18 protein-coding genes and 1 riboswitch are annotated in these 26645 nt (G+C 73.2%); of the genes, 9 read left to right on the forward strand and 9 right to left on the reverse strand.

Going from position 1 to position 26645, the window contains the following annotated elements; genetic code table 11:
• Nucleotides 1-25 precede the first annotated feature (25 nt).
• The gene (locus BM290_RS15745; protein WP_093614542.1) at nucleotides 26-667 is read left to right on the forward strand and encodes a carbohydrate-binding protein; all 642 of its coding nucleotides are present in this window, start codon (nucleotides 26-28) and stop codon (nucleotides 665-667) included.
• A 9-nt stretch (nucleotides 668-676) separates the two neighbouring features.
• On the opposite strand, the gene BM290_RS15750 is transcribed toward BM290_RS15745, so the two are convergent.
• The gene (locus BM290_RS15750; RefSeq protein WP_093614544.1) at nucleotides 677-1066 is read right to left on the reverse strand and encodes an Hsp20/alpha crystallin family protein; all 390 of its coding nucleotides are present in this window, start codon (nucleotides 1064-1066) and stop codon (nucleotides 677-679) included.
• A gap of 141 nt (nucleotides 1067-1207) precedes the next feature.
• Here BM290_RS15750 and dinB point away from each other — a divergent pair, with 141 nt between their 5' ends.
• From dinB to cobF, 4 genes are all read left to right on the forward strand, one after another.
• Nucleotides 1208-2386 (forward strand): DNA polymerase IV, encoded by a 1179-nt coding sequence (gene dinB / locus BM290_RS15755; protein ID WP_093614546.1) that lies wholly within the window; start codon nucleotides 1208-1210, stop codon nucleotides 2384-2386.
• 165 nt (nucleotides 2387-2551) lie between these two features.
• Nucleotides 2552-3619: a sensor histidine kinase gene (locus BM290_RS15760; RefSeq protein ID WP_203779366.1), complete on the forward strand. Its 1068-nt coding sequence runs from the start codon at nucleotides 2552-2554 to the stop codon at nucleotides 3617-3619.
• Entirely contained in the window at nucleotides 3616-4287 is a 672-nt protein-coding gene (locus BM290_RS15765) for a response regulator (RefSeq protein WP_093614787.1), read from the forward strand. Before BM290_RS15760 ends, BM290_RS15765 begins: the two co-directional genes overlap by 4 nt.
• A 273-nt stretch (nucleotides 4288-4560) precedes the next feature.
• A complete protein-coding gene (gene cobF / locus BM290_RS15770) occupies nucleotides 4561-5313 on the forward strand; it encodes a precorrin-6A synthase (deacetylating) (protein ID WP_177319725.1) in 753 nt (250 codons plus the stop codon).
• A 22-nt stretch (nucleotides 5314-5335) separates the two neighbouring features.
• Here the strand turns inward: cobF and cobN are convergent, their stop codons facing one another.
• Complete coding sequence (gene cobN / locus BM290_RS15775; protein ID WP_093614550.1) at nucleotides 5336-8908, reverse strand: cobaltochelatase subunit CobN; 3573 nt, start codon at nucleotides 8906-8908, stop codon at nucleotides 5336-5338.
• A gap of 37 nt (nucleotides 8909-8945) precedes the next feature.
• Nucleotides 8946-9067, reverse strand: a riboswitch (cobalamin riboswitch).
• Between the two features lie 106 nt (nucleotides 9068-9173).
• Between cobN and BM290_RS47280 the strand changes: the two genes are divergently transcribed.
• The 4 genes from BM290_RS47280 to BM290_RS15795 all read left to right on the forward strand — a co-directional run bounded on the left by BM290_RS47280 (nucleotide 9174) and on the right by BM290_RS15795 (nucleotide 16491).
• On the forward strand, nucleotides 9174-11708 hold the full coding sequence (locus BM290_RS47280; RefSeq protein WP_143133748.1) for a hypothetical protein: 2535 nt from the start codon (nucleotides 9174-9176) through the stop codon (nucleotides 11706-11708).
• Nucleotides 11709-11710: 2 nt separating this feature from the next.
• The gene (locus BM290_RS15785) at nucleotides 11711-12328 is read left to right on the forward strand and encodes a precorrin-8X methylmutase (RefSeq protein WP_093614552.1); all 618 of its coding nucleotides are present in this window, start codon (nucleotides 11711-11713) and stop codon (nucleotides 12326-12328) included.
• A gap of 16 nt (nucleotides 12329-12344) precedes the next feature.
• Nucleotides 12345-14162 carry a precorrin-2 C(20)-methyltransferase gene (locus BM290_RS15790; protein WP_093614554.1) on the forward strand — a complete coding sequence of 606 codons (1818 nt, stop codon included), beginning with the start codon at nucleotides 12345-12347 and terminating at the stop codon, nucleotides 14160-14162.
• Between the two features lie 790 nt (nucleotides 14163-14952).
• Nucleotides 14953-16491, forward strand: a complete 1539-nt coding sequence (locus BM290_RS15795) for a cellulase family glycosylhydrolase (protein WP_093614556.1) — start codon at nucleotides 14953-14955, stop codon at nucleotides 16489-16491.
• On the opposite strand, the gene BM290_RS15800 is transcribed toward BM290_RS15795, so the two are convergent.
• The 7 genes from BM290_RS15800 to BM290_RS15835 are packed head-to-tail and all read right to left on the reverse strand — an operon-like array spanning nucleotide 16419 to nucleotide 26632.
• Nucleotides 16419-17669, reverse strand: coding sequence for a glycosyltransferase (locus BM290_RS15800; RefSeq protein ID WP_239143569.1), 1251 nt, complete (start codon nucleotides 17667-17669; stop codon nucleotides 16419-16421). The genes BM290_RS15795 and BM290_RS15800 overlap by 73 nt on opposite strands.
• A complete protein-coding gene (locus BM290_RS15805) occupies nucleotides 17650-18879 on the reverse strand; it encodes a glycosyltransferase family 4 protein (protein WP_093614558.1) in 1230 nt (409 codons plus the stop codon). The genes BM290_RS15800 and BM290_RS15805 overlap by 20 nt, the downstream gene beginning before the upstream one ends.
• Entirely contained in the window at nucleotides 18876-20648 is a 1773-nt protein-coding gene (locus BM290_RS49735; RefSeq protein ID WP_239143570.1) for a lipopolysaccharide biosynthesis protein, read from the reverse strand. The genes BM290_RS15805 and BM290_RS49735 overlap by 4 nt, the downstream gene beginning before the upstream one ends.
• Nucleotides 20642-22765, reverse strand: a complete 2124-nt coding sequence (locus BM290_RS15820) for a hypothetical protein (RefSeq protein ID WP_093614560.1) — start codon at nucleotides 22763-22765, stop codon at nucleotides 20642-20644. The genes BM290_RS49735 and BM290_RS15820 overlap by 7 nt, the downstream gene beginning before the upstream one ends.
• Nucleotides 22762-24672, reverse strand: coding sequence for a hypothetical protein (locus tag BM290_RS15825; protein ID WP_239143571.1), 1911 nt, complete (start codon nucleotides 24670-24672; stop codon nucleotides 22762-22764). Before BM290_RS15825 ends, BM290_RS15820 begins: the two co-directional genes overlap by 4 nt.
• Nucleotides 24669-25766, reverse strand: a complete 1098-nt coding sequence (locus BM290_RS15830; RefSeq protein WP_093614562.1) for a glycosyltransferase family 4 protein — start codon at nucleotides 25764-25766, stop codon at nucleotides 24669-24671. The genes BM290_RS15825 and BM290_RS15830 overlap by 4 nt, the downstream gene beginning before the upstream one ends.
• Nucleotides 25763-26632 (reverse strand): glycosyltransferase family 2 protein, encoded by an 870-nt coding sequence (locus BM290_RS15835; RefSeq protein WP_093614564.1) that lies wholly within the window; start codon nucleotides 26630-26632, stop codon nucleotides 25763-25765. The genes BM290_RS15830 and BM290_RS15835 overlap by 4 nt, the downstream gene beginning before the upstream one ends.
• Between the last annotated feature and the right edge of the window lie 13 nt (nucleotides 26633-26645).

Here is a 26645-nt window from a genome sequence, read left to right on the forward strand (position 1 = left end):
AGGCGTTTCGTTTTACCCTGTCCGGGTGGATCAGCGATCTCCGACCGTCTATCGCACCAAGTCGTGGCAGAACCGGCGCCGGGTGGTGACCGTGCTCGGCGGCGCCGGCCTCGTGCTCGTCGGCTACCTGCTGGGCCGCTGGCAGGACACCCCGGCCGAGCCGGTGATCACGCCCCAGGCGGCGGTCACCACCCCGGCCGCCACGCCGGAGGCCACCTCGGCCGAGCCGGACGCCTCGCCGTCGCCCGCTCCCCCGGCCGGCGCGGCGCCCTACCCGGTGCTGCAGGCCGAGTCGGCGACCGAGCTGGCCGGGGTGCAGACCCAGGCGACCGAGGACGAGGGCGGCGGTCAGAACATCGGCTGGGTCAACCGGGACGACCACCTGCGGTTCGACAACTTCGACTTCGGCGCCGTGCCGGCGACTCAGGTGCGGTTGCGGCTGGCGTCCGGGTCCGGGATCAGCGGCCGGGTGCAGGTCCGGCTGGACAGCCGGGACGCCGCGCCGGTCGGTGAGGTCTCGGTCAGCGACACCGGCGGTTGGCAATCATGGCGTACGGGCACCGCCGTCCTCCAGCCGGTCAGCGGCGTGCACACCGTGTTCGTCACGTTCACCGCGAACGACGGCGGCGAGTTCGTCAACCTCAACTGGCTGCAGTTCGTCCACTGAGCGACGGGGTCAGACGGTCACCTCGATGCGGCGGGGCCGGCGCTCCAGGACCGGGATGCTCAGGGTCAGGACGCCGTTGTCGTACCGCGCCTCGAGCCGGTCGGTGTCGAGCCGATCGGACAGGAAGACCTGCCGGCTGAAGGTGCCCATCGGGCGTTCGGCGATCACGACCTGCGCGTTCTCCTGCTCGGCACGCCGGCGCTCGGCGCGGACGGTGAGCACCTTGCCGTCGACGGTGATGTCGATCGAGGCGGTGTCGACGCCGGGCAGGTCGATGTCGATGTAGAAGGCGCCGTCCACCCGGTAGGCGTCGAGCCGGGCGCCCGAGCTGCGGGCCGAGCCCTCCAGGACGCGGGCGGTCAGTCGCTCCAGGTCGCGGACGGTGGGGGTGGTGAGCATGGGTGGCTCCTCCAGTTTCTTGAGCGTGGGTGACTCAAGTCTGAGAACCGAGAATCCCGCTGCGCGATTCCCCCACGGATTTGTGACGGCCGCCGCTCGATCGGCCCGCGCTTCCTCGAACACGTGTACTAAAGTGGCGGCGTGATCCTGCATGCCGACCTGGACTCGTTCTACGCGTCGGTCGAGCAGCGCGACGATCCCGCGCTGCGCGGCCGGCCGGTCCTCGTCGGCGGCGGGGTGGTGCTGGCGGCCTCCTACGAGGCGAAGGAGTTCGGCGTGCGTACCCCGATGGCTCTCGGGCGGGCGAGGGCGCTCTGCCCGCATGCCGTCGTCGTGCCGCCCCGGATGGCCGCGTATGCGGCGGCCAGCAAGGCCGTGTTCGAGGTGTTCCGCGACACCACCCCGCTCGTCGAGCCGATCTCCATCGACGAGGCGTTCCTCGACGTCGAGGGCCTGCGCCGGATCCGCGGGAGGCCGGAGGAGATCGCGATCGGGCTGCGAGCCGAGGTGCGCGCGCGGACCGGGCTGCCGATCACCGTCGGCGTGGCGCCCACCAAGTTCCTGGCCAAGGTGGCCAGCGGCGCCGGCAAGCCGGACGGGCTGCTGGTCGTGCCACCCGGCCGGGAGCTGGAGTTCCTGCATCCGCTCCCGGTGGAGAAACTATGGGGCGTCGGGCCGGTCACCGCCACCCGGCTGCGCGAGCGGCAGATCCACACGGTCGGGCACGTCGCCCGGATCGGCGAGGCGGCCCTGATCGCCATGCTCGGCGTCAACGCCGGCCGGCACCTGCACGCGCTCGCCCACAACCACGACCCGCGCCGGGTGGAGACCGGGCGGCGGCGCGGCTCGATCGGGGCGCAGTGCGCGCTGGGCCGGTCCGGGCCACGGGGATTCCCCGAGGTCGAGGCGGTGCTCGGCGCGCTCGTCGACCGGGTCACCCAGCGGATGCGGCGGGCACACCGGGCCGGGCGGACCATCACGCTACGGCTGCGGTTCGGCGACTTCAGCCGGGCCACCCGCTCCCGCAGCCTGCTCAAGGCCACGATGCAGACCGGGGCGGTGCTGCGGACCGCGGTCGACCTGCTGCGCGAGGCCTGGCCGCTGATCGGCGAGCGAGGGCTCACGCTGGTGGGAGTCGCGGTCAGCAACCTCGACGGGGACGGGGCCGTGCAGATGGAGCTGCCGTTCGAGCCGCCACGCGCCGACGGGCTCGACGCGGCGGTCGACCGGGTTCGTGATCGGTTCGGATCCGGCTCGCTGCGGCGCGCCGCGATGATCGGGCGGGACATCTCGCCGTCGGTGCCCCTCCTTCCCGACTGAGCGGGCGCCGGCCGCGTTCGCGGGCGCTGACCTATCGGGGCGCCGCCGGCAGGCCCAGGACGATCCTCAGGCGGAGGTCCTGCCGCATGACACCCGACGGTGGCGTCGGGAGATGTCGCTTTCCGGCGTACCCGGGCGCCACGGAGTCTGCCTAGCATCGGAGACGTGCGGAAGGTACGGGTGGACCTCGCGGTCGCGGCCGGGGTCGCCGCGGTGCTGGCGCTGATCGCCTCGGCCGAGCTCGGTGGGCGGAGCGGGATCGGGGCGTACCTGTGGGCGGCCGCCCTCGGCGTGCTCATGCTCTGGCGGCGGCGGCACTCCCGTACCGTGCTGATCCTGACCCTGTCCGGTCTTTTCGCCTACTATGCGGCCGGGTTCCCGGCGATCGGCGTCGCCGTCCCACTGGCCGCCGCACTGTATTCGGCCGCCGAGGCCGGGCACCGCCGGATCGCCGTCGTCACGGTGCTGATCGCCATGGTCGTGTCGGTGTTCTTCCGGCTGCGGGAAGGGCAGGACTTCGGGGTCGTCGTGCTCTACGACGGGATCGGCCATCTCGCCCTGATGGCCGCCGCGATCGCCCTCGGCGAGCTGGTCCGGGCCCGTCGGCGGATCGCCGCGCTCACCGGCCGGCAGATCGAGCTGGAGGCCGAACGCCGGGTGCACGAGCACAACCAGGAACTGTCCCGGGAACTGCACGACGCGATCGGGCACGCGCTCACCGTCGCCGCGATCCAGGCCAACGTGGCCCGGCAGGAGGCGCCCCACCGGCCGGACGCCGCGGTGACCGCTCTCGATCATGTGGCGCGGGCGCTGTCCGACGCGCTCGACGAGTTGCGGGGCACGGTGCGGCGCCTGCGGGCCGGGCCCTCCCTCGGCGACCTCGGCGCACTGATGGACACCGCCCGCGACGCCGGATTCCGGGTGCGCGCCGACATCGAACCGGTCGAGGATCCGGAGACCGCGGCCACCGCCTACCGGCTGGTCCGGGAGGCGGTGACGAACGTGCTGCGGCACTCGGCGGGACACAGCATCGCGGTCGAGATCCGCGAGGACGACGGAATTCTGCTGGTCAGCGTCGAGGACGACGGGACGCCCAGCGGTCCCGAAGCGGCGGGGGCGGGATTGACCGGGCTGCGGGAGCGGGTGGCCGCGGCCGGAGGGCAGCTCGATGCCGGGCCGGTCGAGCACGGGTGGCGGGTCAGCGCGGCCCTGCCCCTGGCGGTGGCCCGGTGAGGCGCGTGCGGGTGGTGCTCGTCGACGACCAGTCTCTGGTGCGCGCGGGCATAACGGCCCTGCTCACCGGTGAGCCGGCCGGGATCGAGGTGGTCGGGGAGGCGTCCGACGGGGTGGCCGGGGCGGCCCTCGTCCGGCGGCTACGGCCGGACGTCGTGCTGATGGACATCCGGATGGCCGGTGGGGACGGTATCGCCGCGGTCCGGGAGATCCGGGCCGAGCCGTCCGGCCGGGACGTCGCGATCCTCATGCTGACCACTTTCGACACCGACGACGAAGTGCTCGGGGCGATGCGGGCCGGCGCCGACGGATACCTGCTCAAGGACACCGCACCCGGACCACTGCGCGAGGCGGTACAGGCCGCCGCCCGCGGCGAACCGGTCCTCTCACCCGGCGTGACCCGGCAGGTCATGGCCCACGCGGCAGCCGTGCCACGACCGGTCGCCGCCGCGGGCCTGGAGCGGCTCACCGCCCGCGAACGCCAGGTGCTGACCGCCCTCGCGGACGGCGACGACAATGCGGCGGTCGCCCGGGCGCTGTCCTTGAGTCCGGAGACCGTCCGGACGTACGTGCACCGGATCCTGGCCAAACTGGAGGCCGGAAGCCGCGCGCAGCTCGTCGCCATCGCCCATCGCAGCGGTCTTGCGGCGGCCCGCCGCCGTGAGTGAGGCGGGCTCTGCCTTTCGCCGCACCGGACGCCGTCCGGTGCGGCCGGCCTCGGCATTTCGGCGACCGGACGCCGCCTGTCCAGCCGACACCGGCATCTCGGCGACCGGACGCCGCCTGTGCGGCCCACCCCGGCTTTCGGCGGCCGGACGCCGCCTGTGCGGCCCACCCGGCTTTCGCCGGCCGGACGCCGCTTGTGCGGCCGGCCTGCGATGTAGCGCTCACCGGCTCGGGCTGGCGATGGGGTGTCGGCGGGGGTGAGGCAGACTCAGGGCGTGCGGAAGATCTGTGTAGTCGGGATCGGCGCGGGCGACCCGGACCATCTGACCCTGCAAGCGGCGAAGGCGATCGGGCGGACCGATGTGTTCTTCCTGCTCGACAAGGGTGAGACCAAGGCCAGCCTGATCGAGCTGCGGGAGCGCCTCATCCGGGGGTATTCGCAGCCGCGGAAGCGGATCGTCGAGGGCCGCGACCCGGATCGTGACCGCAACCCGGCCGACTACACCGGCACCGTCGCCGACTGGCGGCACCGGCGATCCCTGGTCCTGGAGGAGCTGATCGCCGAGCACCTCAAGGACGACGAGATCGGATCGATCCTGGTGTGGGGCGACCCCTCGCTGTACGACTCGACGATCGCCATCCTCGAGGAGATCCTGGAGCGAGGGGCGGTCGAGTTCGAGTTCGAGGTTGTCCCCGGCATCAGCAGCGTGTCGGCGCTGGCCGCCAAGCATCGGGTCGGCCTGAACCGGGTGGGGCAGCCGTTCCAGGTCACCACCGGGCGGCGCCTGGCCGAGGGCTGGCCGGAAGGCGCCGACGACGTGATCGTGATGCTCGACGCCCAGCACGCGTTCACGAAATACCCGGACGCGGACATCTACTGGGGCGCCTACGTCAGCACGCCGGACGAGTTGCTCGCCGCAGGCCCGGTGGCCGAGGTCGGCGACGAGATCGTCAAGACCCGCACCGAGGCCCGCGAGCGGCACGGCTGGATCATGGACACCTATCTGCTCCGCCGCCGCCAGGCCTGATCCGCCGCGCCGGGCCCGCGGCTCAGGCCGGCCCGTCCTCCAGGTCGCCCTCCGTCTCCAGGTAAAGCTGCTGGAGGGCGGCCAGCGTCTCCGGCTCCGGCGAGTCCCACAGTTTGCGGTCGGCGGCCTCCAGCAGGCGCTCGGTGATGCCGTGCAGCGCCCACGGGTTGGACTGCCGCATGAACGCCTGATTCTCCGCGTCCAGCACGTAGCTGGCCGCGAGCTGCTCATACATCCAGTCGGTGACCACGCCGGCGGTCGCGTCGTAGCCGAAGAGGTAGTCGACGGTCGCCGCCAGCTCGAAGGCGCCCTTGTAGCCGTGCCGCCGCATCGCCGCGATCCAGCGGGGGTTCACCACCCGGGCCCGGAAGATCCGCGCGGTCTCCTCGGTCAGGCTGCGGGTGCGTGCCTGGTCCGGGTTGGTCGAGTCGCCGATGTACGCCGCCGGCGCCTTACCGGTCAGCGCGCGAACCGTGGCGATCATGCCGCCGTGATACTGGAAGTAGTCGTCGGAGTCGGCGATGTCGTGCTCGCGGGTGTCGATGTTCTTCGCGGCCACGTCGATCCGGCGGTACGCGTTCTCCATGTCACCACGAGCCGGGACACCGTCCAGGTCACGGCCGTAGGCGAAACCGCCCCACACCGCATACACCTCGGCCAGGTCGGCGTCGTCGCGCCAGTTCCGGCTGTCGATCAAAGGCAGGATTCCCGCACCGTACGCCCCCGGGCGTGACCCGAAGATCCGTGTCGTCGCCCGCCGCCAGTCACCGTGCTCGCCCTGGTCACGCAGCGCGTGCTCACGCACGAAGTTGTCCGGCTCGTCCAGGCCGGCGATCAGCTGGAAGGCGTCGTCGAGCAGCGCCACCACGTGGGGGAACGCGTCCCGGAAGAAGCCGGAGATACGGACCGTCACGTCGACGCGAGGACGGCCGAGCTCACCGGCCGCGATCGGCTCCAGCCCGGTGACGCGCCGTGACGCCGGGTCCCAGATCGGGCGGACACCGATCAGCGCCAGGATTTCAGCGATGTCGTCGCCCGCGGTGCGCATCGCGCTGGTGCCCCACGCGGACAGGCCGACCGAGCGGGGCCAGTCGCCGTGATCGGCGCGGTAGCGGTTGAGCAGCGACTCGGCCATCGCCTGCCCGGTCTCCCAGGCCAGCTGGCTCGGGATGGCCTTCGGGTCGACGGAGTAGAAGTTACGGCCGGTGGGCAGCACGTTGATCAGGCCACGCAGGGGGGAGCCGCTCGGCCCCGCCGGGACGTAGCCGCCGTCGAGCGCGTGCAGGACGTGGGTCAGCTCGTCGGTGGTCCGGGCGAGGCGTGGCACGACCTCGGTGGCGGCGAACTCCAGCACGCGCACCACGTCCGGCAGGTCCGACAAGCCCTCCGGGACCGTCGTCGGCCATCCCGCCTCTTCCATCGCCGTCACCAGGGCGCGCGCCTCCGCCTCGACCGCATCGGTCTCCGCCGTCGACGCGTCCTCGGCCAGGCCGAGCGCCTCCCGCAGGCCGGGCAGCGCAGCCACCTTGCCGGCCCACATCTGCCGGGCCCGCAGCATGGCCAGCACCAGGTTGATCCGTGCCTCACCGGACGGGGCCGCGCCGAGCACGTGCAGCCCGTCGCGGATCTGCACATCCTTGACCTCACACAGCCATCCATCGATGTGCATGATGAAGTCGTCGAACTCTTCGTCGTCCGGCCGGTGCTGCTGGCCGAGGTCGTGGTCCATCTTGGCGGCCTGGATCAGGGTCCAGATCTGCGCCCGGATCGCGGGCAGTTTCGCCGGGTCGAGCGCGGCGATGTTGGCGTGCTCGTCGAGCAGCTGCTCCAGCCGGGCGATGTCGCCGTAGGACTCGGCCCGCGCCATCGGGGGGATCAGGTGGTCGACCAGGGTGGCGTGGGCGCGCCGCTTGGCCTGGGTGCCCTCACCCGGGTCGTTGACCAGGAACGGGTAGATCAGTGGCAGGTCGCCGAGCGCCGCGTCGGTGCCGTCGGACGCGGACATGCCGACATTCTTGCCGGGCAGCCACTCCAGGTTGCCGTGCTTGCCGACGTGCACGACGGCGTGCGCGCCGAACTCGTCGGCCAGCCACCGATACGCCGCCAGGTAGTGATGCGACGGCGGCAGGTCGGGGTCGTGGTAGATGGCGACCGGGTTGGCGCCGAAACCACGCGGCGGCTGCACCATCACCACGATGTTCTCGTCGCGGAGCGCTGCCAGCACGATGTCGCCGCCGTCGGTGTAGAGCTCACCCGGCGGCGGGCCCCAGTGCTGCTCGACGCTCTCCCGGAAATCGTCCGGCAGCGTCGCGAACCAGGACTCGTAGGCCGAACCCGAGATCCGCACCTTGTTCTCGGACAGCTGCTCCTCGGTCAGCCAGTCCGGATCCTGGCCACCGGCGGCGATCAGCGTGTGGATCAGGCCGTCGCCGTCGTAATCGGAGAAGGAACCGACCTGATAACCGCGCTCCTTGAGGGCCCTGATCAGGGCGACCGTCGACGCCGGAGTGTCCAGGCCGACCGCGTTGCCGATCCGGGAGTGCTTGGTCGGATAGGCCGACAGCATCAACGCGATCCGCCGGTCGGCCGGCGGGACATGCCGCAGCCGGGCGTGCGCCACCGCGATCCCGGCGACCCGCAGGGCCCGCTCGGGGTCGGCCACGTAGACCGAAAGCCCGTCCTGGTCGATCTCCTTGAACGAGAACGGCACCGTGATGATCCGTCCGTCGAACTCGGGGATCGCCACCTGCGTCGCCGCGTCCAGCGGGCTCAGGCCGTCGTCGCTGGCCTCCCACGCGGCCCGCGAGCTGGTCAGGCAGAGGCCCTGCAGGATCGGCACGTCCAGGTCGGCGAGCACGCCGACATCCCACGCCTCGTCGTCACCGCCGGCGCTCGCCGTGGCCGGACGGGTGCCGCCGGCGGCCAGCACCGTCACCACCAGCGCGTCGGCCTTGCGCAGCTCGGCCAGCAGCTCCGGCGGGGCGGTCCGCAGCGAGGCGGTGAAGATGGGCAGCGCGCGCCCGCCCTTCGCCTCGATCGCCTGGCACAGCGCCTCGACGAACGCGGTGTTGCCGGCCATGTGATGGGCGCGGTAGTAGAGCACCGCGACCGTCTCCCGGCCCGGCCCGGACGCGTCGGGTGTCGTCTCGCGTGGCGTTTCGAGTGTCGTCTCGCGTGGCAGGAGCCCCCACTGCGGGGTCTCGACCGCCGGGGCGAACCCGTTGCCGGTCAGCAGCACCGTGTCGGAGAGGAAGTCGTGCAGCGACGCCAGATTTTCCGCGCCACCCTGCGCCAGGTAGGTGTGCGCGTCGGCGGCGACACCGGCCGGCACCGTGGAGAGTTTCATCAACTCGGCGTCGGGCGCCTGCTCACCACCGAGGACGACGACCGGCAGACCACTCCCGAGCAGCGCGTCGAGGCCCTCCTCCCAGGCGCGGCGGCCACCGAGGATGCGCACCACGACGAGATCGACGCCGTCGAGCAGGGCCGGCAGGTCGTCGACAGCGGTGCGGGCGGGGTTGGCCGGGCGCCATGCCGAGCCACTGGCCCGGGCGCTGAGCAGGTCGGTGTCGGACGTCGACAGCAGCAGGAACACGGCGCACTCCCCCTCGGGGTCCGCGCCCCGGGTAGACGGACATCAACGGCGACCGGAGTTCCTGGCTCCCAGAGAATCCCCTGGTGACAGTGGCGGGACCGCGCCGGACTCGCACCGGCTTCCTCCGCGGCGTCGCCGCTCGTTGGCCCCTAACCTTTCCGAACCCCGGTGTCCCGCGTCAAGGCAGAACGGCGGCTGTGACGCTCCCGACCCACCGCACGACGGAGGTGAATTCCTGTCGGTGGTCGGCCGTAGTATCCGGGCCATGACTCCCCGTTCGTCAGACACCGACGCCTGTCCCGGCGCGCTGCGGCTGCACGCCGCGGCCGACGGCATGCTGGCCCGGGTCCGGCTGCCAGGGGGGATGCTGTCCGGGGCTCAGCTGCGCTCGCTGCGCGAGCTCGCCGAGGAGTTCGGGGACGGCTGCCTGGAGCTGACCTCACGCGCAAACCTGCAGCTCAGAGCATTGCAGCCAGGCGATGCGCCGGCGTTGGCGGCCCGGTTACGGTCGGCGGGCCTTCTGCCTTCGACAACCCACGACAATGTACGGAACATCGCGGCGCCGCCCCTACCAGGATCTGCGGTGCGTGCTCTCGTAGGACGGCTCGACCTGGCGATCCAGGCTGACGCCGGCCTGGCCGCGCTGCCCGGCAAGTTCCTCTTCGCCCTCGGCCAGGTCCCGCTGGCCGCCGACGTGGCCGCGGTCCCCGCCCCGCCAGACGCCGCCCCGCCGGGCACCGTCGTCCCCCACCGGCGAACGCCCGAGCCCGTTCCCGCCGTGCCGGGCCAGCGCCCTGCCGAGCCCGATGCGACCCTGCCCGGCCCGCAGTCCGCCGAGCCCAACGCGACCGTGCCCGTCCCACAGCCTGCCGAGCCCCACCGCGGCCGGCCCGGCCTACAACCCGCCGAGCCCTACTCGACCCTGCCCGGCCCACAACCCGCCGAGCCCCACCGCGGCCGGCCCGGCCCACGTGTCACCGAGGTTGGCGTCGGCCCAACCGGTTCTCGCTTCGCCCGGCTCGATGCCGACCTGTGGGCTTCACGCCAAATCGAGTCGGGTGCCGGCGCCGCCCCGGTCCCAGCCGATCCCGGTGGCACAAGCCGGGAAAGGGCCGGTGACGGTGGGTTGTTCGCCGTTCGGTTCGCGGGGCACGACACCGGTCTGCGCGTCCGGTTCGACGATGTGGTGCCCACGCTCATCGCCGCCGCGCACGCGTTTCTCGCCGAGCGGGAGGTGCAGCGATCCGGCGGCGCTGCGGCATGGCGGCTGCGTGAGCTCGCCGACGGCCCGGCCCGGGTCTCGGCACGGGTGGCTAAGGCGCTCGGCCTGACGCCCGTGCCGGTCGATGTAGCCACAGCGATCGATGCCGTGGATCCGGGCGATCTGATCGGGGCGCTGCCCCAGGAGGACGGACTCTCCGCAGTCGCCGCTCTGGTGCCGTTGGGGCGGTTGGAGGGCGCGCCACTGAGGGCTCTGGAAGCCGCCGACCTGCTGGTCGTGACGCCCTGGCGTGGTGTGGTCGTGGCCGATCTGGCGCCGGAGACGGCTCCGGCCTGGGTGGATCGTCTGGCCGACGCCGGCCTCGCGGTGGCGCCGGGTTCGCCATGGTCCGGGGTGACCGCGTGCGCCGGCCGGCCCGGCTGCGCGAAATCGCTGGCCGACGTGCGCGCCGACGCCACCGCCGCGGCCCGTTTCGTCGACGGACTCCCGGTGCACTGGGTCGGTTGTGCCCGAGCATGCGGCAGCCCAGCGGGCCCACACGTCCGCGCCGAGGCGACCGGGGACGGCTACCTGATCACCCGCCATCCGGCCGCCGACGGCGACCCGGGTGTGCACGTCTCCACGATCGCCCGAGCGCAGGGCGGTCCGGCCGGTCACTCACCGGCCGGTCGATCCGAACCGATCGGCCGCCCAGCGCCGGGAGGCTCCGAGCCTGAGGACCGGCCGACGGTCAGGGGATCCGAACCGAAGGGCCAGCCTGTGGCCGGACAATCCGGACCGATCGACCAACCGGCACCGGAAGGACCCCGGCCGAAGAGCCAGCCCGTGGCCCGACGATCCGGACTGATCGACCGCCCAGCGCCGGGAGGCTCCGAGCCTGAGGACCGGTCGACGGTCAGGGGATCCGAACCGGAGGGCCAGCCTATGGCCGGACAATCCGGACCGATCGACCAACCGGCACCGGAAGGACTCCAGCCGAAGAGCCGGCTTATAGCCCCACGATCCGGACCAGTCGACCACCCGGTGATCGAGGGATCCGAGCCGGTCGGTCAGCTGGCGGGTGAGGGATCCGGTCTGGCCGGTCAGCCGGTGGCCGGTGCTTCCGGGCCGGTCGGACCATCGACCTCCGCGCGCCGACCAGCGAGGATCGGCGTTTCCGCACTGGTCACGGCCACGGCGGAGAGCGGCCCGAACAGCGCGGGATCCGTCGGCGCGACGCTGGGCGCGGCCCTCGCCAGGGTCGCGGCGGCCGGCACGAGAGGGCTCGAAGGCACGAGTGGGCTCGACGGCCCGAGAGCGGCGGCCGGCATGAGCGGGACCGACGACGCGAGAGCGGCGGCCGGCATGAGCGGGACCGACGACGCGAGAGCGGCGGCACGCGAGGGCGGGCTCGGCGGCACGAGAGCGGCAGCGAACGGGAGCGGGCCGGCAGAAGCCGTGGCGGTGGGGACGACTGACCGGGAAGACGCCCGGGCGGCGGGTGCGAGCGGTCTCGAGGACGTCCTGGTGGCGAGCTCCGGAGGCGCCGCCATGACGAGTGGGCTGGAAGACGCGATAGCGGTGGCGAGGAGGCCCTGAGCATGGAGTACGTGCGTGACGGCGCGGAGATCTACCGGCGGTCGTTCGCCACGATCCGGGCCGAGGCGGATCTGTCCGGGCTGCCGGAGGACGTGTCGCGGGTGGTGGTTCGGATGATCCACGCCTGCGGGATGGTGGATCTGGTGGAGGATGTCCGGTTCAGCCCGGGGGTGGTGACGGCGGCTCGCAAGGCGCTGCTCGACGGCGCGCCGATTCTGTGTGACGCGGAGATGGTCGCGTCCGGGGTGACGCGCAGCCGGCTGCCCGCCGCCAACGACGTGGTGTGCACGCTGCGTGATCCGGCCGTGCCGGGGCTGGCGGCGGAGATCGGCAATACCCGCAGCGCGGCCGCCCTGCACCTGTGGGGGGAACGGCTGGGCGGTGCCGTGGTGGCCATCGGCAACGCGCCGACGGCGCTGTTCCGGCTGCTGGAGATGATCGCGGCGGGCGCGCCCCGGCCGGCCGCCGTGGTCGGGATCCCGGTGGGCTTCATCGGCGCGGCCGAGTCGAAGGAGGCGCTGGCGGAGTCCGGCCTGGAATACCTGATCGTGCGCGGACGCCGGGGTGGCAGCGCCATCACCGCGGCCGCGGTGAACGCCCTCGCTTCGGAAGCCGAATAGGCCGGAACGGAACAGAATGACGAACGACGTATCCCGCCGCGACACCGCCGCGGCGAGGACCGGGCGGCTCTTCGGGGTGGGCCTGGGACCCGGTGACCCGGAGCTGGTCACGGTAAAGGCGGCGCGGCTGATCGGCGCGGCCGACGTGGTGGCGTATCACGCGGCACGCCACGGGCGCAGCAACGCCCGCGCGATCGCGGCCGGCTACCTGCGGGAGGGCCAGATCGAGGAGGCCCTGATCTATCCGGTGACGACGGAGACCACCGATCACCCGGGCGGTTATCAGGGTGCGATCGACGAGTTCTACGCCGAGGCGGCGGCCCGGCTGGCCGCGCATCTGGACGCCGGTCGCGACGTGGTGGTGCTGGCCGAGGGCGATCCGTTCTTCTACGGGTCCTACATGCACATGCACAAACGGCTCTCCGGCCGCTACGAGACGTCGGTGGTGCCCGGGGTGACGTCGGTGAGCGCCGCCTCCGCGGTGCTGGGGCGGCCGCTGATGGAGCGGGACGAGGTGCTGACCGTCCTGCCCGGCACCTTGGAGCCGAAGGAGCTGGCCGCCCGTCTGGCCACCACCGACTCGGCCGCCGTGATGAAGCTGGGCCGCACCTTCGAGGGGGTCCGTGAGGCCCTGGAGGAGGCCGGGCGGCTCGACGACGCCTGGTATGTGGAGCGTGCCACCACCGATCGGGAACGGTCGGCGCCGCTGCGTGACGTCGATCCGGCCACGGTTCCGTACTTCTCGCTGGCGCTGCTGCCGAGCCCGGCGGCGACCGCGTTCACCGCCGACGCGGACAACGGTCGTCCATCCGGCCTGGACACCCTGCTGACTCCGCCGGTCATGAGGAACGACCCGGCCACCGCGAACGACCCAGCCACCGCGAACGACCCAGCCACCGCGGATGACAGGCACGCCACCGCGAGCGACGCGGGCACCGCGGCAAACAGGCACGCCACCGCGAGGAACGACGCTGCCGCCGCGAGACGTGCCGGGACGGATATCGGCCCGGTGAGCCCCGACACCGGCATGGTGAGTCTGGAGGAGGCGAACGCCACGGCGCTGAGCCGGATAGCGACGGCCGGCCGGGCCAGCGGGGTGACGGTGGTCGGTCTGGGGCCGGGCTCACGGCACTGGCTGACCCCGGAGGCGCAGGAGGCGCTGGCCGACGCCGACGACCTGATCGGGTACGGGCCCTATGTGGACCGCGTTCCGCCGAACCCGCGTCAGCGCCGCCACCCCTCGGACAACCGGGTCGAGGCGGAGCGGGCCGCGTTCGCGCTGGACCTGGCGAAACGGGGGCACCGGGTGGCGGTCGTCTCGTCCGGTGACCCGGGCGTGTTCGCGATGGCCGCCGCCGTTCTGGAGGTGGCCGAGGATCCGCAGTGGCTGGACGTTCCGGTGCGGATCATTCCGGGGCTGACCGCGGCGCAGGCGGTGGCGAGCCGGGCGGGCGCGCCGCTCGGGCACGACTTCTGCATCCTGTCGCTGTCGGACCGGCTCAAACCGTGGTCGGTGATCGAGTCCCGGCTGACCGCCGCCGCAGCCGCCGACCTGGTGATCGCCGTCTACAACCCGGCCTCGAAGACCCGTCGTGAGCAGCTGGTCCGCGCCTTGGAGTTGCTGCGCGCCCACCGCCGCCCGGGCACACCCGTGGTGGTCGGCCGGGATGTCGGTGGCCCGGAGGAGTCGGTGCGTATCACCACGCTGGCCGCGCTCGACCCGGCCTCCGTCGACATGCGCTGCCTGCTGATCATCGGCTCGTCACAGACCCGCGCCGTCACCCGCGGTGACGGCACCACGGCGGTCTACACGCCACGCCATTACCCGGAGTAGGCCACCCGCCGCTCGCCCGGGTCCCCGCCACCGGACGCGGATCCGGGCGGGCGGGGCCGGCGGGGCGGGAGACCGGATCCGCAGGGCAGGCGACCCAAAAGCCGGACGGGCGAGACAGGCGACCCGGAAGCCGGACGCGCGAGGCCGGGGGCAGGGAGGCCCGGGTAGGTCGGACGCGCGGGACAGCCGCCCGAAGGCCAGACGCGCGGGACGCCCTGGGCCGGGTAGGCCGGACGCACGGGTCCGGGTAGGTCGGACGCGCTGGGCCGGGTAGGTCGGACGCGCGGGACAGACGCCCGGAAGGCCGGACGCGCTGGGCCGGGTAGGTCGGACGCGCGGGACAGACGCCCGGAAGGCCGGACGCGCGGGGCCGGATAGGTCAGACGCGCGGGGCCGGGTAGGTCAGACACGCGGGGCCGGATAGGTCAGACACGCGGGGCCGGATAGGTCGGACACGCGGGACAGGCGCCCCGAAGGCCGGACGGGCGAGACGGGCGATCGAAGGCGGGACCTGCGATACGGGCGGCTCGGCGGGCGGGACGGGCCGGACGTGCGGGATGGGCGGCCCGAAGGCCGGACGGGCGGGACGGGCGGCCCGGCGGCGGGGCGGGTGAGGCGGCCCGCGGGGGCCGGGCGGGGACCATCGGCCGCTGTCGGAGGAATGAAGCGGGTTGGCGGGCACGCTCCCGGATCGCAACCGGACTGCATCAGCCCCGGCCCTGACGTCGAGAGGTCGGACAACCGAAGAGAGGGGCCCACCACCTGACGATGTGAAGGGCTTCGAACCACCGTGACGACAGCTCGTACCCGCAACGCGGCGATCCTGGCCTCCACTCTCCTGCTTGCTGTCACGCTTCCGGCTTCCGGCTCCTCCGCGGCCGGGCCCGACCCCCGCGCATCGGTGCTGCCCATCGGCGACCCGAAGCCGGTGACGGTGCAGAGCGAAGCGGCAGTGACGCTGAAGTCCCGGCTCGCGGCGGTCACCACCGCGCGGACCATCAACTACTACCCGTCGAACGCCGGTTGGTCGGCGATGTGGACGGGCTTCGACGCCGCCCGCATCGAGGCGGACCTGGCCAAGGCGGCCGCCCTGGGCGCGGACAACGTGCGGATCATCATCTTCCCGCAGGCCTTCGGCTATCCGAAACCGAAGGCGGAGTACGCCGAGCGGCTGCGCAAGTTCATCAGCATCGCCGACTCGCAGGGCCTGACCGTGAAGCTCACCCTGTTCGACTGGTGGTCCGGCTACTCCGACGCGGCCGGCAGCGCGGCCTGGGCGCAGGCGGTGCTCGCGCCGTATGCCGACGACCGGCGGGTGCTGTCGGTGGAGCTGAAGAACGAGTTCGTGTCGACCGATCCGGCCGCCGTCGCCTGGGTGCGCAAGCTGATTCCGGCGGTTCGGTCGGCCGTACCCCGGATGCCGTTGACCCTGTCGGTGGACGGTCAGAGCGGCGCGGCGGGCCTGGCCAGGATCCGGGCGGCCCTCGCCGAGACCCCGCTGGACTACTACGACTTCCACTTCTACGGCAACTCGGAGCGGGCCCTGGCGGAGATCCGGCGTGCCCAGGCGGCGGTCGCGCCGGATCCGATCGTGATCGGTGAGACCGGCCTGAGCACCGCCACGAGCAGCGAGGGTGAGCAGGCGACCTTCCTGGCCCGGACGTTCGCGGCCGCCGCCACGGCCGGGGTGCGGTCGGTGGCGCCGTGGACGCTGTACGACTTCTCCGACGGCGCGATCCCGTCGAACTCGCAGGTCTCGAAGGTGCCGGCGCAGTACCGGTTCGGTCTGTACCGGGCGGACGGCACGGCCAAGCCGGCGACCTGGGTGGTGCGCAACGGCTGGGCCGGCAACCGGATCACCGACGAGCTGCTGGACCTGGGGTTCGAGGCGAGCCCGGGCAGTTCGCCGTGGCGGCCGTACCTCTCCGAGGAGGGACCGATCGCCCGGACCCGCGGCACGGCCCGGACCGGCGCCTACGCGGCGCGGTTCACCGGGACCGGCCGTAACGGGTCGAGCATCCCGTCGATCCGGACGTCACCGATCGACCCGGTGCAGGCAGGGCAGACCTGGCATGCCGAGGCGTGGGCGCGGGGCGCCGGGGTGACCGGCTCCAACGAGATCGCGCTGAGCTGGTTCGACATCAACGACCGGTGGCTTGGCCAGAACTCGTCGAAGCAGGTGGCGAAGGGGGACAGCGGCTGGACGAGGCTGACCGTGGACGCGGTCGCCCCGCCGGGGGCGACCAGCGTCCAGCTTCACCTCAAGTCGGGCGACAACAGGGGGACCGTCTGGTTCGACGACGTGACACTGTCGAACGGCGGGTCCTGAGCGACGCCGATCCTGGTCAGCAGGCGGGCGTACGCGTCGACCGTACGCCCCCATGAGGACGGGTCGGCGTGCCGGCGACCGGCCAGGCCCGCGGCACGGACGATCGCCTCCCGCAGTTCGGCCGGCGCAGCCGCCGGGACGAAGACCGTGCCGCTGTAGTGTTCGGCGGCCTCGACGAGGCCGCCGACCGCGGTGACCACCACCGGCAGGCCGTGGCTCATCGCGATGTGCAGCGGGCCGCTCGCCGAGCTGCGCCGATAGGGCAGCACCACGACGTCGGCGCGGGCGAAGAACTCGTTGACCTCGTGGTCGGCGACGTAGCGGTTGACAAACTCGATCCGGTCGCGGACCGGCGACCTCTCGATCATCTCGCCGGGCCCGGTCCAGCCCTCCCAGGTCTCCCCCACCACCGTCAGGTGATAGTTGGGGCCGAGGTCGGCAAAGGCTTCGACAAGATCTTCGAGGCCTTTGTACGGCCGGATCGTCCCGAAGAACAGCAGCCGGCACACGTCGTCCCCCGGTTCGCGCAGCGGCCGCTCGGGCAGATGGTGGTCGAACGGGCCGTGCAGCGCCACCTCGGCCGGCACCGCCCCCAGGTCGTACGCCTCGGCCAGCGCCGCCTCGTCGAACCGGGAGTGCACCACCACCCCGTCGGTACGGCTCAGCAGCGGCCGGATGCACCGGCGCACATACCGGGCGGCCCACCGGTGCCGGGCCTCCCCGGTGTCCTGCACCTCGTGGAACTCGACGATCACCCGGATCCCCAGTTTCCGCGCGGCCATCGCCAGCACCAGGTACGAGTGCAGCACCGCCCCGGTCCACCACTGCAGCACCAGCACGTCCGGCCGGAACCGGCGCAGGAACCGCACCGCCCGGAGCAGGCTCGGCACCGCCCACCAGTCGATGCCGTCGAAAACCCGTACCCCCTGGTGGTATCGCAGATCGGTGAGGGACCGCCCGACCCGGTCCCGGCCGGGGTAGAGCCGGGCCGGCAGCAGCCGCCGCATCAGGATCGCGCCCACCTCGTACCGGTCGTGCAGCGCGTTGCTGAGCCGGCAGGTGTAGTAGCTGATCCCGGAGAGGAACCGCCATCCCGAACCGACCACCAGGATCCGCGGCGAGCGGCTCAGCAGACGGGCCTCGGCGTGGCCGAACGGGTCAGGCGGCGATGCAGGCACGGTAGACCTCCTCGATCTGGGGTACGACACGGGCCGCGGTGAAGCCGAGGCCACGCTGCAGACCGTTGGCGCGCAGCCGGGCGGCCAGGTCCGGGTCGGTGAGCAGGCGCAACAGGGCCGCGTGCAGGGCCTCCGCGTCGCCGGGCGGCACGAGCAGGCCGTTCACGCCGTCGTCGCCGACCACGTCGAGCAGCCCGCCGGACGCCGAAGCGATCAGCGGGGTGCCGGCCAGCATCGCCTCCACCGCGACCTGGCCCATGCCCTCCAGCAGCGACGGCACCACCCCGGCGGCCGCGTGCCGCCAGGCCGCCATCACCTGCGGGTGCGGCACGTTCGTGCGGATCAGCACCCCGTCCGGGACCGGTGGGGTGTCGTGGCGGGGCGTCCCGAGACAGACCAGCCGCGGCGGCTCGGCGAGCCCGGCACGCAGCTTCTCGTAGGCGTCGAACAGCACGTCGATGCCCTTGTGCGGGCCGAGCTGGCCGACGAACAGCAGGTACGGCCCGTCTGGCAGCCACTCCGGGCGCGGCGTGACCCGGGCCAGCTCGTCGAGGCCGTCGGGGACCAGGCTGGAGATCACCCGCACCGGCAGCTCGCCGGGCAGCCGCGCCAGGTTCAGCGCGGACGCCACCGAGTTCGAGATCGCGGTCAGGCAGTCGATGCCCCGGTGCCGGTGTGCCCGCAGACCTATCGTGAGCAGCGCAGACTTGGGGGCGCCGTACTGGGCGGAGGCACACGGGACACAGCGGCCCAGGCTCGGCCCGGCACAGCGGCGGCCGTCCCGGGCGAACGTCTTGCGCACACACGTCAGCCCGAAATCGTGTGCGGTGTGCACGTGCGGGCGGCCCAGCGGCGTTCCGTGCAACGGCAGGTAGCTGTACATCAGCCAGTCGTGACTGTGCACCAGATCGAAGTCGTGTGCGCGGAGCACCCGGGCGATCCCGGCCGTCGCCAGCGGGTCGGCCGTCGTCGGATGGAACGGCTTGCGCGGATCCCGGTTCAGGCCGGGCGCCACCGTGTTCGCGATGCTCCGGATGCGGATCACGCGTACCCCGTTGATCGTCTCGTCGTGCGGCGCCTCCGGCGTCGCCAGCGTCAGCACGGTGATCTCGTGCCCGCGCCGCACCATCTCCTCGCCGCTGGTCGCGATGCTGCGCTCCAGCCCGCCGATGACCGGCGCGTAGAGATTCGACAGATGCAGAATCCTCATCGTTTTCTCCCGGTAGGTGCCTCACTGCCGGTTTGCGGTCGCTGGAAACCCTTGGGGGGTACGGCCGTCGCGCGCCCATTCCTGCCGGCACCGCCCCGCGCCCCGGCTCCTCGCCCGGCCCCGCCCAGCGGGCCGGACTCCCTCCCCGTCTCCGCCCGCCCGCTCACGTTCCGCGACCCGGCATCCCGGCCCATACGCGGGCGCTCGCTCACCTCCCGCACCGTCTCGACAGGGGCGGTCACGTTCGGTGAGCCGGCTTTCGGTGCTGTCTCCGGATGGTCCCTACCGCCCTCACGACCGGCCGGGGTTCGGTGACGGCGTACCAGCGCCACCGCGGCGACCAGGAGGGCGGAGGCGGTCTGGCCGATCAGCCAGGCGACGCCGGCGCCCGTCACGCCCGCGCCCGGCAGGAGCAGCCAGGCCAGGGCCAGACAGGTGACCGCGCGAACCAGGTTGAGGCGTCGGCAGAGACGGAACTCGTTGCGTGAACGCCAGTGCGCCACCGCCAGGTTCGCCACCGCGTCGGGGAGCGCGGCCAGCACCAGGATCTGCAGCAGGAGGCCGCCCTCGGCCGCGTACCCGGCGCTGAACAGGGCCAGGATCCGGTCCCCGGCGATCACCAGGACCGCGGTGGGGGCGCCGACCATGGCCAGGACCACCATGGCGGCGCGGGACACCGGCACCGGGGCGGCGTTGGTGCGTTCCGCGTAGAGCGCCGATGCCACCGCCGGAGACACCATGAACAGCATCGACGCGGTCATCCAGGCCAGATAGAAGTGGGCGTTCGCGTCCGGGCCGAGCCGGGCCGTCACCAGCACCGGCAACAGGGCGGCCGGGCCGGCCTGGGTCAGATTGATCAGATGGTGCCCGATGACGGCGGTCCGCACGTGCGGAAGCTCCGCCCGCAACCCGGCCGCTGCCCCCCGCCACCGGCGCTGCGGCGGAGCGACCGATGCCGCAGCCACCGCGGAGGCGCCGCTCGCCGAGCCGGCGACCGGCGACACCACACCCGCCCGGCCGGTGGTCGGTGAAGCGACGCCGGCCGTGGAGGCGCCTGCTGGACTGATACCCGGCGACTCGGCCGATGATGACACGGTTGCCGGGGGAGGCGAATCCGGACCGGCGCCGGGCCGGGGGGACGGGCGTAGGCGTCGGTTGCCGACGGCGATGGTGGCCAGGCTGATCAGGAGGGTGGGCAGGACGTAGGAGACCAGGACCGCGGTGGCGCCCTGGTGACCGGTGGCCAGGACGGCGAGCAGGGTGACGAGTTTGCCGGCGGCCACCGCCAGGTTCCGGATCAGCATCCCGTGGCCTGCACGGTGGGCCACATAGAGGTTGTCGAGCAGGGTCGTCAGGGTCACCGCCACGGCTGCGGCGGTCAGGGCGGCAGTTCCGGTGAGGCCGGACAGGAATCCGAAGTTGCCGGAGAAGAACGGGACCAGCACGGCGACCGCGGTGGCCGTGGCCGTGGTCGCGGCGGAGGCCAGGAACAGGCCGGACGTCACGATCCTGGACCAGGTGGCGGCGTCGCTGCCGGGGAGGCGCTGGATGAACATGTGGCCGGCGCCCAGGTTGGCGATCATGCTGACCGCGGTGGCGGCCGAGATCAGGGCGGTCGCGGTGCCGATGCGGTTCGGGGGGACCGCCCGGGCCGCCAGCATCCAGTAGACATAGCCCAGGCCGCCGTTGCTCACCGTCGTCGCCATGATCAACAGGCTGTTGCGGGCCAGGGAATCACTGGACAGCCGGCGCAGAGCGGTGATCAGCACGAGGTCCGCTCCCCCGCCAGGACGGCGCGGCGCTTGCCCGAGCAGGCGACCCGGCCCGACTTCGCGGGGCCGTCACCCGGTCCGAACACCGTGCCGTCGGCGCCGGGCGGGACCACCGCCCGGCCGCCCTTGGTGCCGCCCTTGGTGCCGGTCGTGCGGGTCCGGTCCGCCGGGCCCGTCGTGTCGCCGCCGGAAGCGGCCGGGGTGTTCGATCCGGTGTGCGGCTCCGTGGGCACCGGGCCGGTCCCGCCGCCGGACGAGACCGGACGAGGCCGCACGTCGATGTCCGGCAACGGGGTCACCCGAACAGCGCCGGGACGCTGCGGGCCGGGCGCGACCGGATGCGCCCGCACTCCCGCGGCGATCCCGGGGGTCGGCCGGACGGCCCGATCAGTGTTGCCGCCGTGCCCGGCCCGATCAGTGTTGCCGCCGTGCGCGGCCCGATCACCACGGGACCGGGCCGGACCACGCCACCCGCCGGTGGCCGGCCGGCCACGATCGCCGCCGTTCGCGGCTGGGCGACGCCATCCGCCGGTGTTCACCGGACCACGATCGCCGCTGGTCGCGGCCCTGGTTCGCGATCCGCCGGTGACCGACCCGGCACGGTCGCCGCCGTTCGCCGCCGGGACTCGCGATCCACCGGTCGCCGTCCCGGCCCGGTCGCCGGTGAAGGCCGCTCCACCGCGGTCGCCCCCGGAGGCGGGCCCGGTGAGGACGCCGGAGGTCGATCCCGAGGTGGAACCGGAAGTTGATCCGGAGGCAGGCCCGGAGGTGGAACCGGAAGGTGAGCCGGGCGCGTTCGCCGGAGGCACGGCCGGGCCGGTGCCGTCGGCGGGGGCCGTCCCGGAGGTGGTGCCGTCGGCGGGGCGGACTCCCGGGCCGGTCACGGCGGCGCTTGCGGTGGTTCCCGGGTTCAGGGGGTTGCCGGCGTGTCCCCTGGCGTAGAAGCCGATGCCGGTGGCGCCGACGCTGATGGCCACCGAGTGGAGGAGCCCGTCCGGGGGAAGGGCCGGGATGTAGACGGTCAGGGAGCGGACCGAGTCGGCGGCGACCGTCATCGGGCGGCTCGCCACCACCTGACCGCTGATCCGCAGTTGCAGCAGGCGGGTCGTGTCGGCCAGGCCGGCGCTGGTCACCCGCACCGGCACCACCAGGCCCCGCGCGGGAACGGTGACCGGGCCGTCGATGGCGGTGGCCCATCCGTTCAGGGCGACGCTCAGATATCCGGGCTCCGGCGGGTGCGGCGCGTTCAGGTAGGCGTGGACCGCGGGCCCGCCGACGCCGACCGCCAGGACCAGTGGGACGGTCACCGCCACCGTCGTCCGCGCCGATCCGCGACCCGAGCCGACGAGATCGGCGTCCGGTGGCACCGGCCCGTCCGGGTGGTCCACGCCGGACATGGCCCTGGCCCGGCCGAACCCGCCCACGACGGACGACACGGCCCCACCGAAGGAGCCGGCAGCGTTTGACCCGGGGACGGAGTCGAGGGCTGGGATCGGCTGGGTGGCTGACGGGTCGTCGGAGAGGGCGGCCGCGTGGGGGTCCGGATCGGGGGCCTCGGGTGACAGGTGGGACGGGTCGCCGGGTCCCCGCACTGCCGGAGAGCCCGTCGGGTCGTACCAGGAGAAGGAAGAGGGAGCGGAATCGGCCGGGAGGCCGGCGGCAGGCCCGGCGATGGACGGCGGCCGGGGTGTCGAGGCCGGAGGCGAGGCGGGGTCGTGCCGGCGCTGGTAGGGCAGGCCGGGACGGACGGCGGTCCGGCGGCGGTCGCGGATCAGGGCGACCGCGCCGAGGACGGTGACCAGTGCGGCGCAGGCGATGACGAGGGGCGTGGGGCGTACCGGACGGCCGGCGGCGTGCAGCAGGAGCGCCAGCAGCGGCACCGTGATCAGGCCGGCCGCGGCGGTGAGGCCGGGGCGGGCGGCGGGGACTCCGGTTTCGGCGGGCGGGCCGGGGAGGGCCCGGATCCAGAGGGCTCCGGTGGCGGCGAGGGCGGTCAGGGCCAGGGGGACGGTGAGCCAGGGCCGGCCGGCGGCCGGGAGGAGGCAGGCGAGGGCGGGGTACGCGACCAGCAGCAGCCGGACGACGGGGGTACGAGCAAGCGGGGGGACGATCATGGGGCTCCCATGTGGATGCGCCGGTTCTGGCTGTCGAAGTCGAAGCGGTAGATCGCGATGTGCGGTCCGTCGTAGACCTTGACCAGCCAGGGCAGGGTGTCGAACTTGGTCAGCTGGGCCCTGGTGAAGCCGGGGCGCCCGTCGTGCGGGATCGGCTCGTTCGTCTCGAAGTAGATCTTGATGTCGGGGACCTGTTCGGCCATCCGGCGGTCGACGACCAGGTATTCGAAACGCCAGGCCCGCAGTTGCTCCATCAGGGCCGGTGGCATCGGGCTGCCGGGTTTCGCCAGGTACAGCTCGTAGGCGGGGAAGCTCTCCGAGCCGGTGGTGGGCTCCTGTTCGCCGTAGGAGCCGAAGATCAGGCCGGAGTAGCGGTCGGCGACCAGGCGCGCGCCGCGGCCCCGGGTCTCCCGCAGCCAGGCGGACGCGGCCAGCAGCTCGGGGGTCGCGGCCCGGGTGTCCGAGCCGAAGACCGGCGGGCCGGGGAACCGGTAGGACGGGTTCATGCCGGCGGCCGTGTTCCCGACCATGACCAGGGCGCACGTCGCCAGAAGAAATATGGCGGAACCGCTGATCCGGCGGCGCGCGCGGTCCAGCAGTGCGATGATCAACGGGGCGGTCGCCACGGCAATGCCGAGGTAGCTGAAGGCCCAGGACCGGCGTGCGCCCTCCGCGCCGGACGGGGTGAGGATCAGCAGCGTGGCCGGGAAGTACAGGGCGCCGAGCAGCAGCATCGCGCCGGACGCGGCCCGGGTCAGCGGATCGGTGACCGTCCGCCGGCGCCACCAGAGCACGGCGGCGCCGACGACGGCGAGCAGGGCCACCCCGGGGGCGAGGAAGGCGGCCTGCTGCTCCCACCAGGGGGCGACCGACTGGTTGAACAGGGTGCGGCCGCCGGAGCCGCCGCCGGCCAGTCCGCCGAACTGGGAGAGGCTGCGACCCAGGTAGGGCTCCAGGTAGGTGCCGGTCCGCGGTGACACCGCGGCCATCCACAGGGCCACCGAGGCGCCGGCGGTGGCGGTCAGGGCCCAGGCGGTACGCGCGGGCACGCGCAGGATCGTGCAGGCGACGGCGATCAGGCCGAGCATGCCGGTGAGCCAGATCGCGGTCAGGTGATGGGTGGCCGTGATCGCCACGGTGAACGGCAGGAACAGCGCGGCCCAGCCGAGCCGTGCCCGGACGCCGGCCGCCCGGATCGCGCGCATCGCGCAGGCCAGCGCCCACACCAGCACGCCGATGGCCAGCGACTCGTAGCCGAGCTGGGTGTCGAAGTAGAGGAACGAGCTGTTCAGGCTGTAGACGATGGCGGCCGCGGCGGCGACCCGCGGGTCCGGCCACAACTGACCGGCCAGCACCGCGACGCCGAGGGTCAGCAGCACGTGGGCGAGGATCAGCACGAACAGGGCGGCGTGCCAGACGGTGACGCCGGTGAGCGTGGCCAGCGAGGCGACGGTGGCGTGCAGGCCGGGGTAGTCGCCGATCACCCGGACGATCGGGTTCTGCTGGAAGAGCAGGCCGTCGAGGAGGATGTCGTGGCTCTGTCCCCAGTGGGCGTACTCGTCGTGGTAGAGCGGGCCGGCCGGGTTGCGCAGCAGTTTCGGCAGGTAGGTGAAGCAGGCGTAGCCGATCAGGACGGCGAGGCGCAGGCGGGCGCTGGATCCGCGGCGGATCGCCCAGTATGCGGCGGGCAGGCTGAACACCAGCATGCCCGCCCAGAACCAGTCGAACGCGCCGTCCTGTCCCCATTCCGCTCGGCGGTAGGCCGTGACCAGGGCGGCGGCCCCGGCGGCCCCGGTGATCGTGAGAGTGATGCCGGCGGCGACCGGCCCGGCCCAGGCGCGTGGCGCCGGTACGGGGTCCCGGCCGTCCCGCCGGTCGAGGGTGGGACTGGCCGTAGCAGCACTCATCGACTGACGGCCCCCACAGGGTTGGTGGTCCGGCGGGCTACCGCGGCGTAGATGCTCCGCGTCGCGCCGACCACGTCCGGCCAGGTCGGCAGGATGGCCGGCCGGGTGCGCCCGATCGCGGCGGCGTCCCGGAGCGCGGTGGCCAGGTCGTTCTCGTCGTCCGGGTCGGCGAACCGCAGCCACGCGCTGTCCCCGGCCAGCCCGGCGACCTCGCGGTGCGCGGGGATCGGGGCGGCCACGGTCGGCAGGCCGGCGGCGAGCGCGTCGGCGACCGCCATGCCGAACGCCTCGTGGGTGGAGGCGGAGACCGCCGCCGAGGCCTGGGACAGGCAGGAGTCGAAGGCGGCGTCGTCGAGGCGGCCGTGGAAGACCACCCGCCCGGCGAGCCCGAGCCCGGCGGCGAGGTTGCGCAGCCGGTCGCCGGCCGGGCCGGTGCCGACCACGTCGAGGCGGTGCTCCGGGCCGAGGCGGGTCATCGCGCGGATCACCCGGTCGACCCGTTTGTACTGTTCCAGGCGTCCGACGCAGAGGATCCGGCGGGTGCGGGGCGAGATCGGGCCGCGGGCCGGGCGCGGGTCGGTGCCGTTCGGGATGACCACGGCCCGGGTGGCGACGGCCGGGAAGTCGCGGAGCACCAGCTCACGTTCGGCCGAGGTGACGCAGACGACGGCGGAGGCCCGGTTCATGATGGTCCGGCCCAGCGGCCGGTAGAGCGGGTGCAGCGCGGCCCGGAACCGGGTGTGCCCGGTGCCGTGGTAGTGCGGCGTGAACACCAGCGGCGACCGGTTGCCGAGGGCGGCGCAGAGCGCGGCGAGGGCGTGGTAACTGTGCGCGTGCAGGACGTCGTACTCGTGGGCGTGGGCGCGCAGCCAGCGCCACAGCGGCACGGAGAGCCGGTAGTCACCGGCCGGGACGGTCAACGGGAAACGGCGCACGAGCACACCGTCGACGGTCTCCACGGACCGGACGGCGTGCTGGGTGATCACCTCGACCTCGTCGCCGGCCGCGATCAGGCCGGCGCAGAGCCGCTTGACGTGGGTCTCCACCCCGCCGATGTCCGGGTGGTAGGCGTTCGCGACGATGCCGATCCTCATCGGGCCTGCCGTTCGGCGACCCGCTTGACCCGGGTCCGGCGGGGCCATTCGCGGGCGATCGTCCGCAGCACCCGCATGCCGTCGGTGAGCGCGTTGAGGTTGCTGACCCCGTGGATGCGGTTGTGCTCGAAGCTGGCGACCTCGGTGATCTTCAGCTCGGCCCGGGCCGCGCGCAGGTTGAGCAGGGTCTCGATCTCGAAGCCGTCACCCCAGAGCCGGCCGTCCGCGTTGTCCGGGGCCGGGGAGGTGTGGTCCAGCTCGAAGACGTCCAGGCAGTGTGCCCAGAACGCGTTGTAGCCATAGCAGAGGTCGCTGTAGCGGGTCCGGAAGAGGACGTTGACCAGCATGCTCAGGCACTTGTTGCCGGCTCGACGCAGCCGGGTGATGTCGGCGCTGCCGCCGGTCGGCCGGAACCGGGAGCCCTTGGCGAAGTCGGCGCCCTCGCGCAGCGCCTCGACGAACCGGGGGATCTCCAGCGGGTCGGTCGAGCCGTCGGCGTCGATCATCACGATGATGTCGCCGGTGGCCGCGGCGAACCCGCAGGCCAGAGCGTTGCCCTTGCCCTTGCGGTTCTGCCGGACGACGCGGATGTCGGGCCGCAGCCGCCGGGCCACCGCCACCGTGTCGTCGATCGATCCGCCGTCCACCAGGACGATCTCGTCCACCTGCGGGAGCCGGGCGAAGACGTGCGGGATGTTCCGGGCCTCGTTGAGCGCCGGGACGATGACGCTGATCCGGGGCTCCGGCTCGGCGCCGTCGCCCGGCTCGCCCGGGAGGCCGGGAATGGCCGGTACGGCGGTGTGGATGTCCTGGATGTCGATGACGGCGTTCGTCTCGCCGGGAAGCACACGGTCGACCGTGGGCATAACTCTCTCCGAT

This window comes from Actinoplanes philippinensis, assembly GCF_900113015.1.
GTDB lineage: Bacteria > Actinomycetota > Actinomycetes > Mycobacteriales > Micromonosporaceae > Actinoplanes > Actinoplanes philippinensis.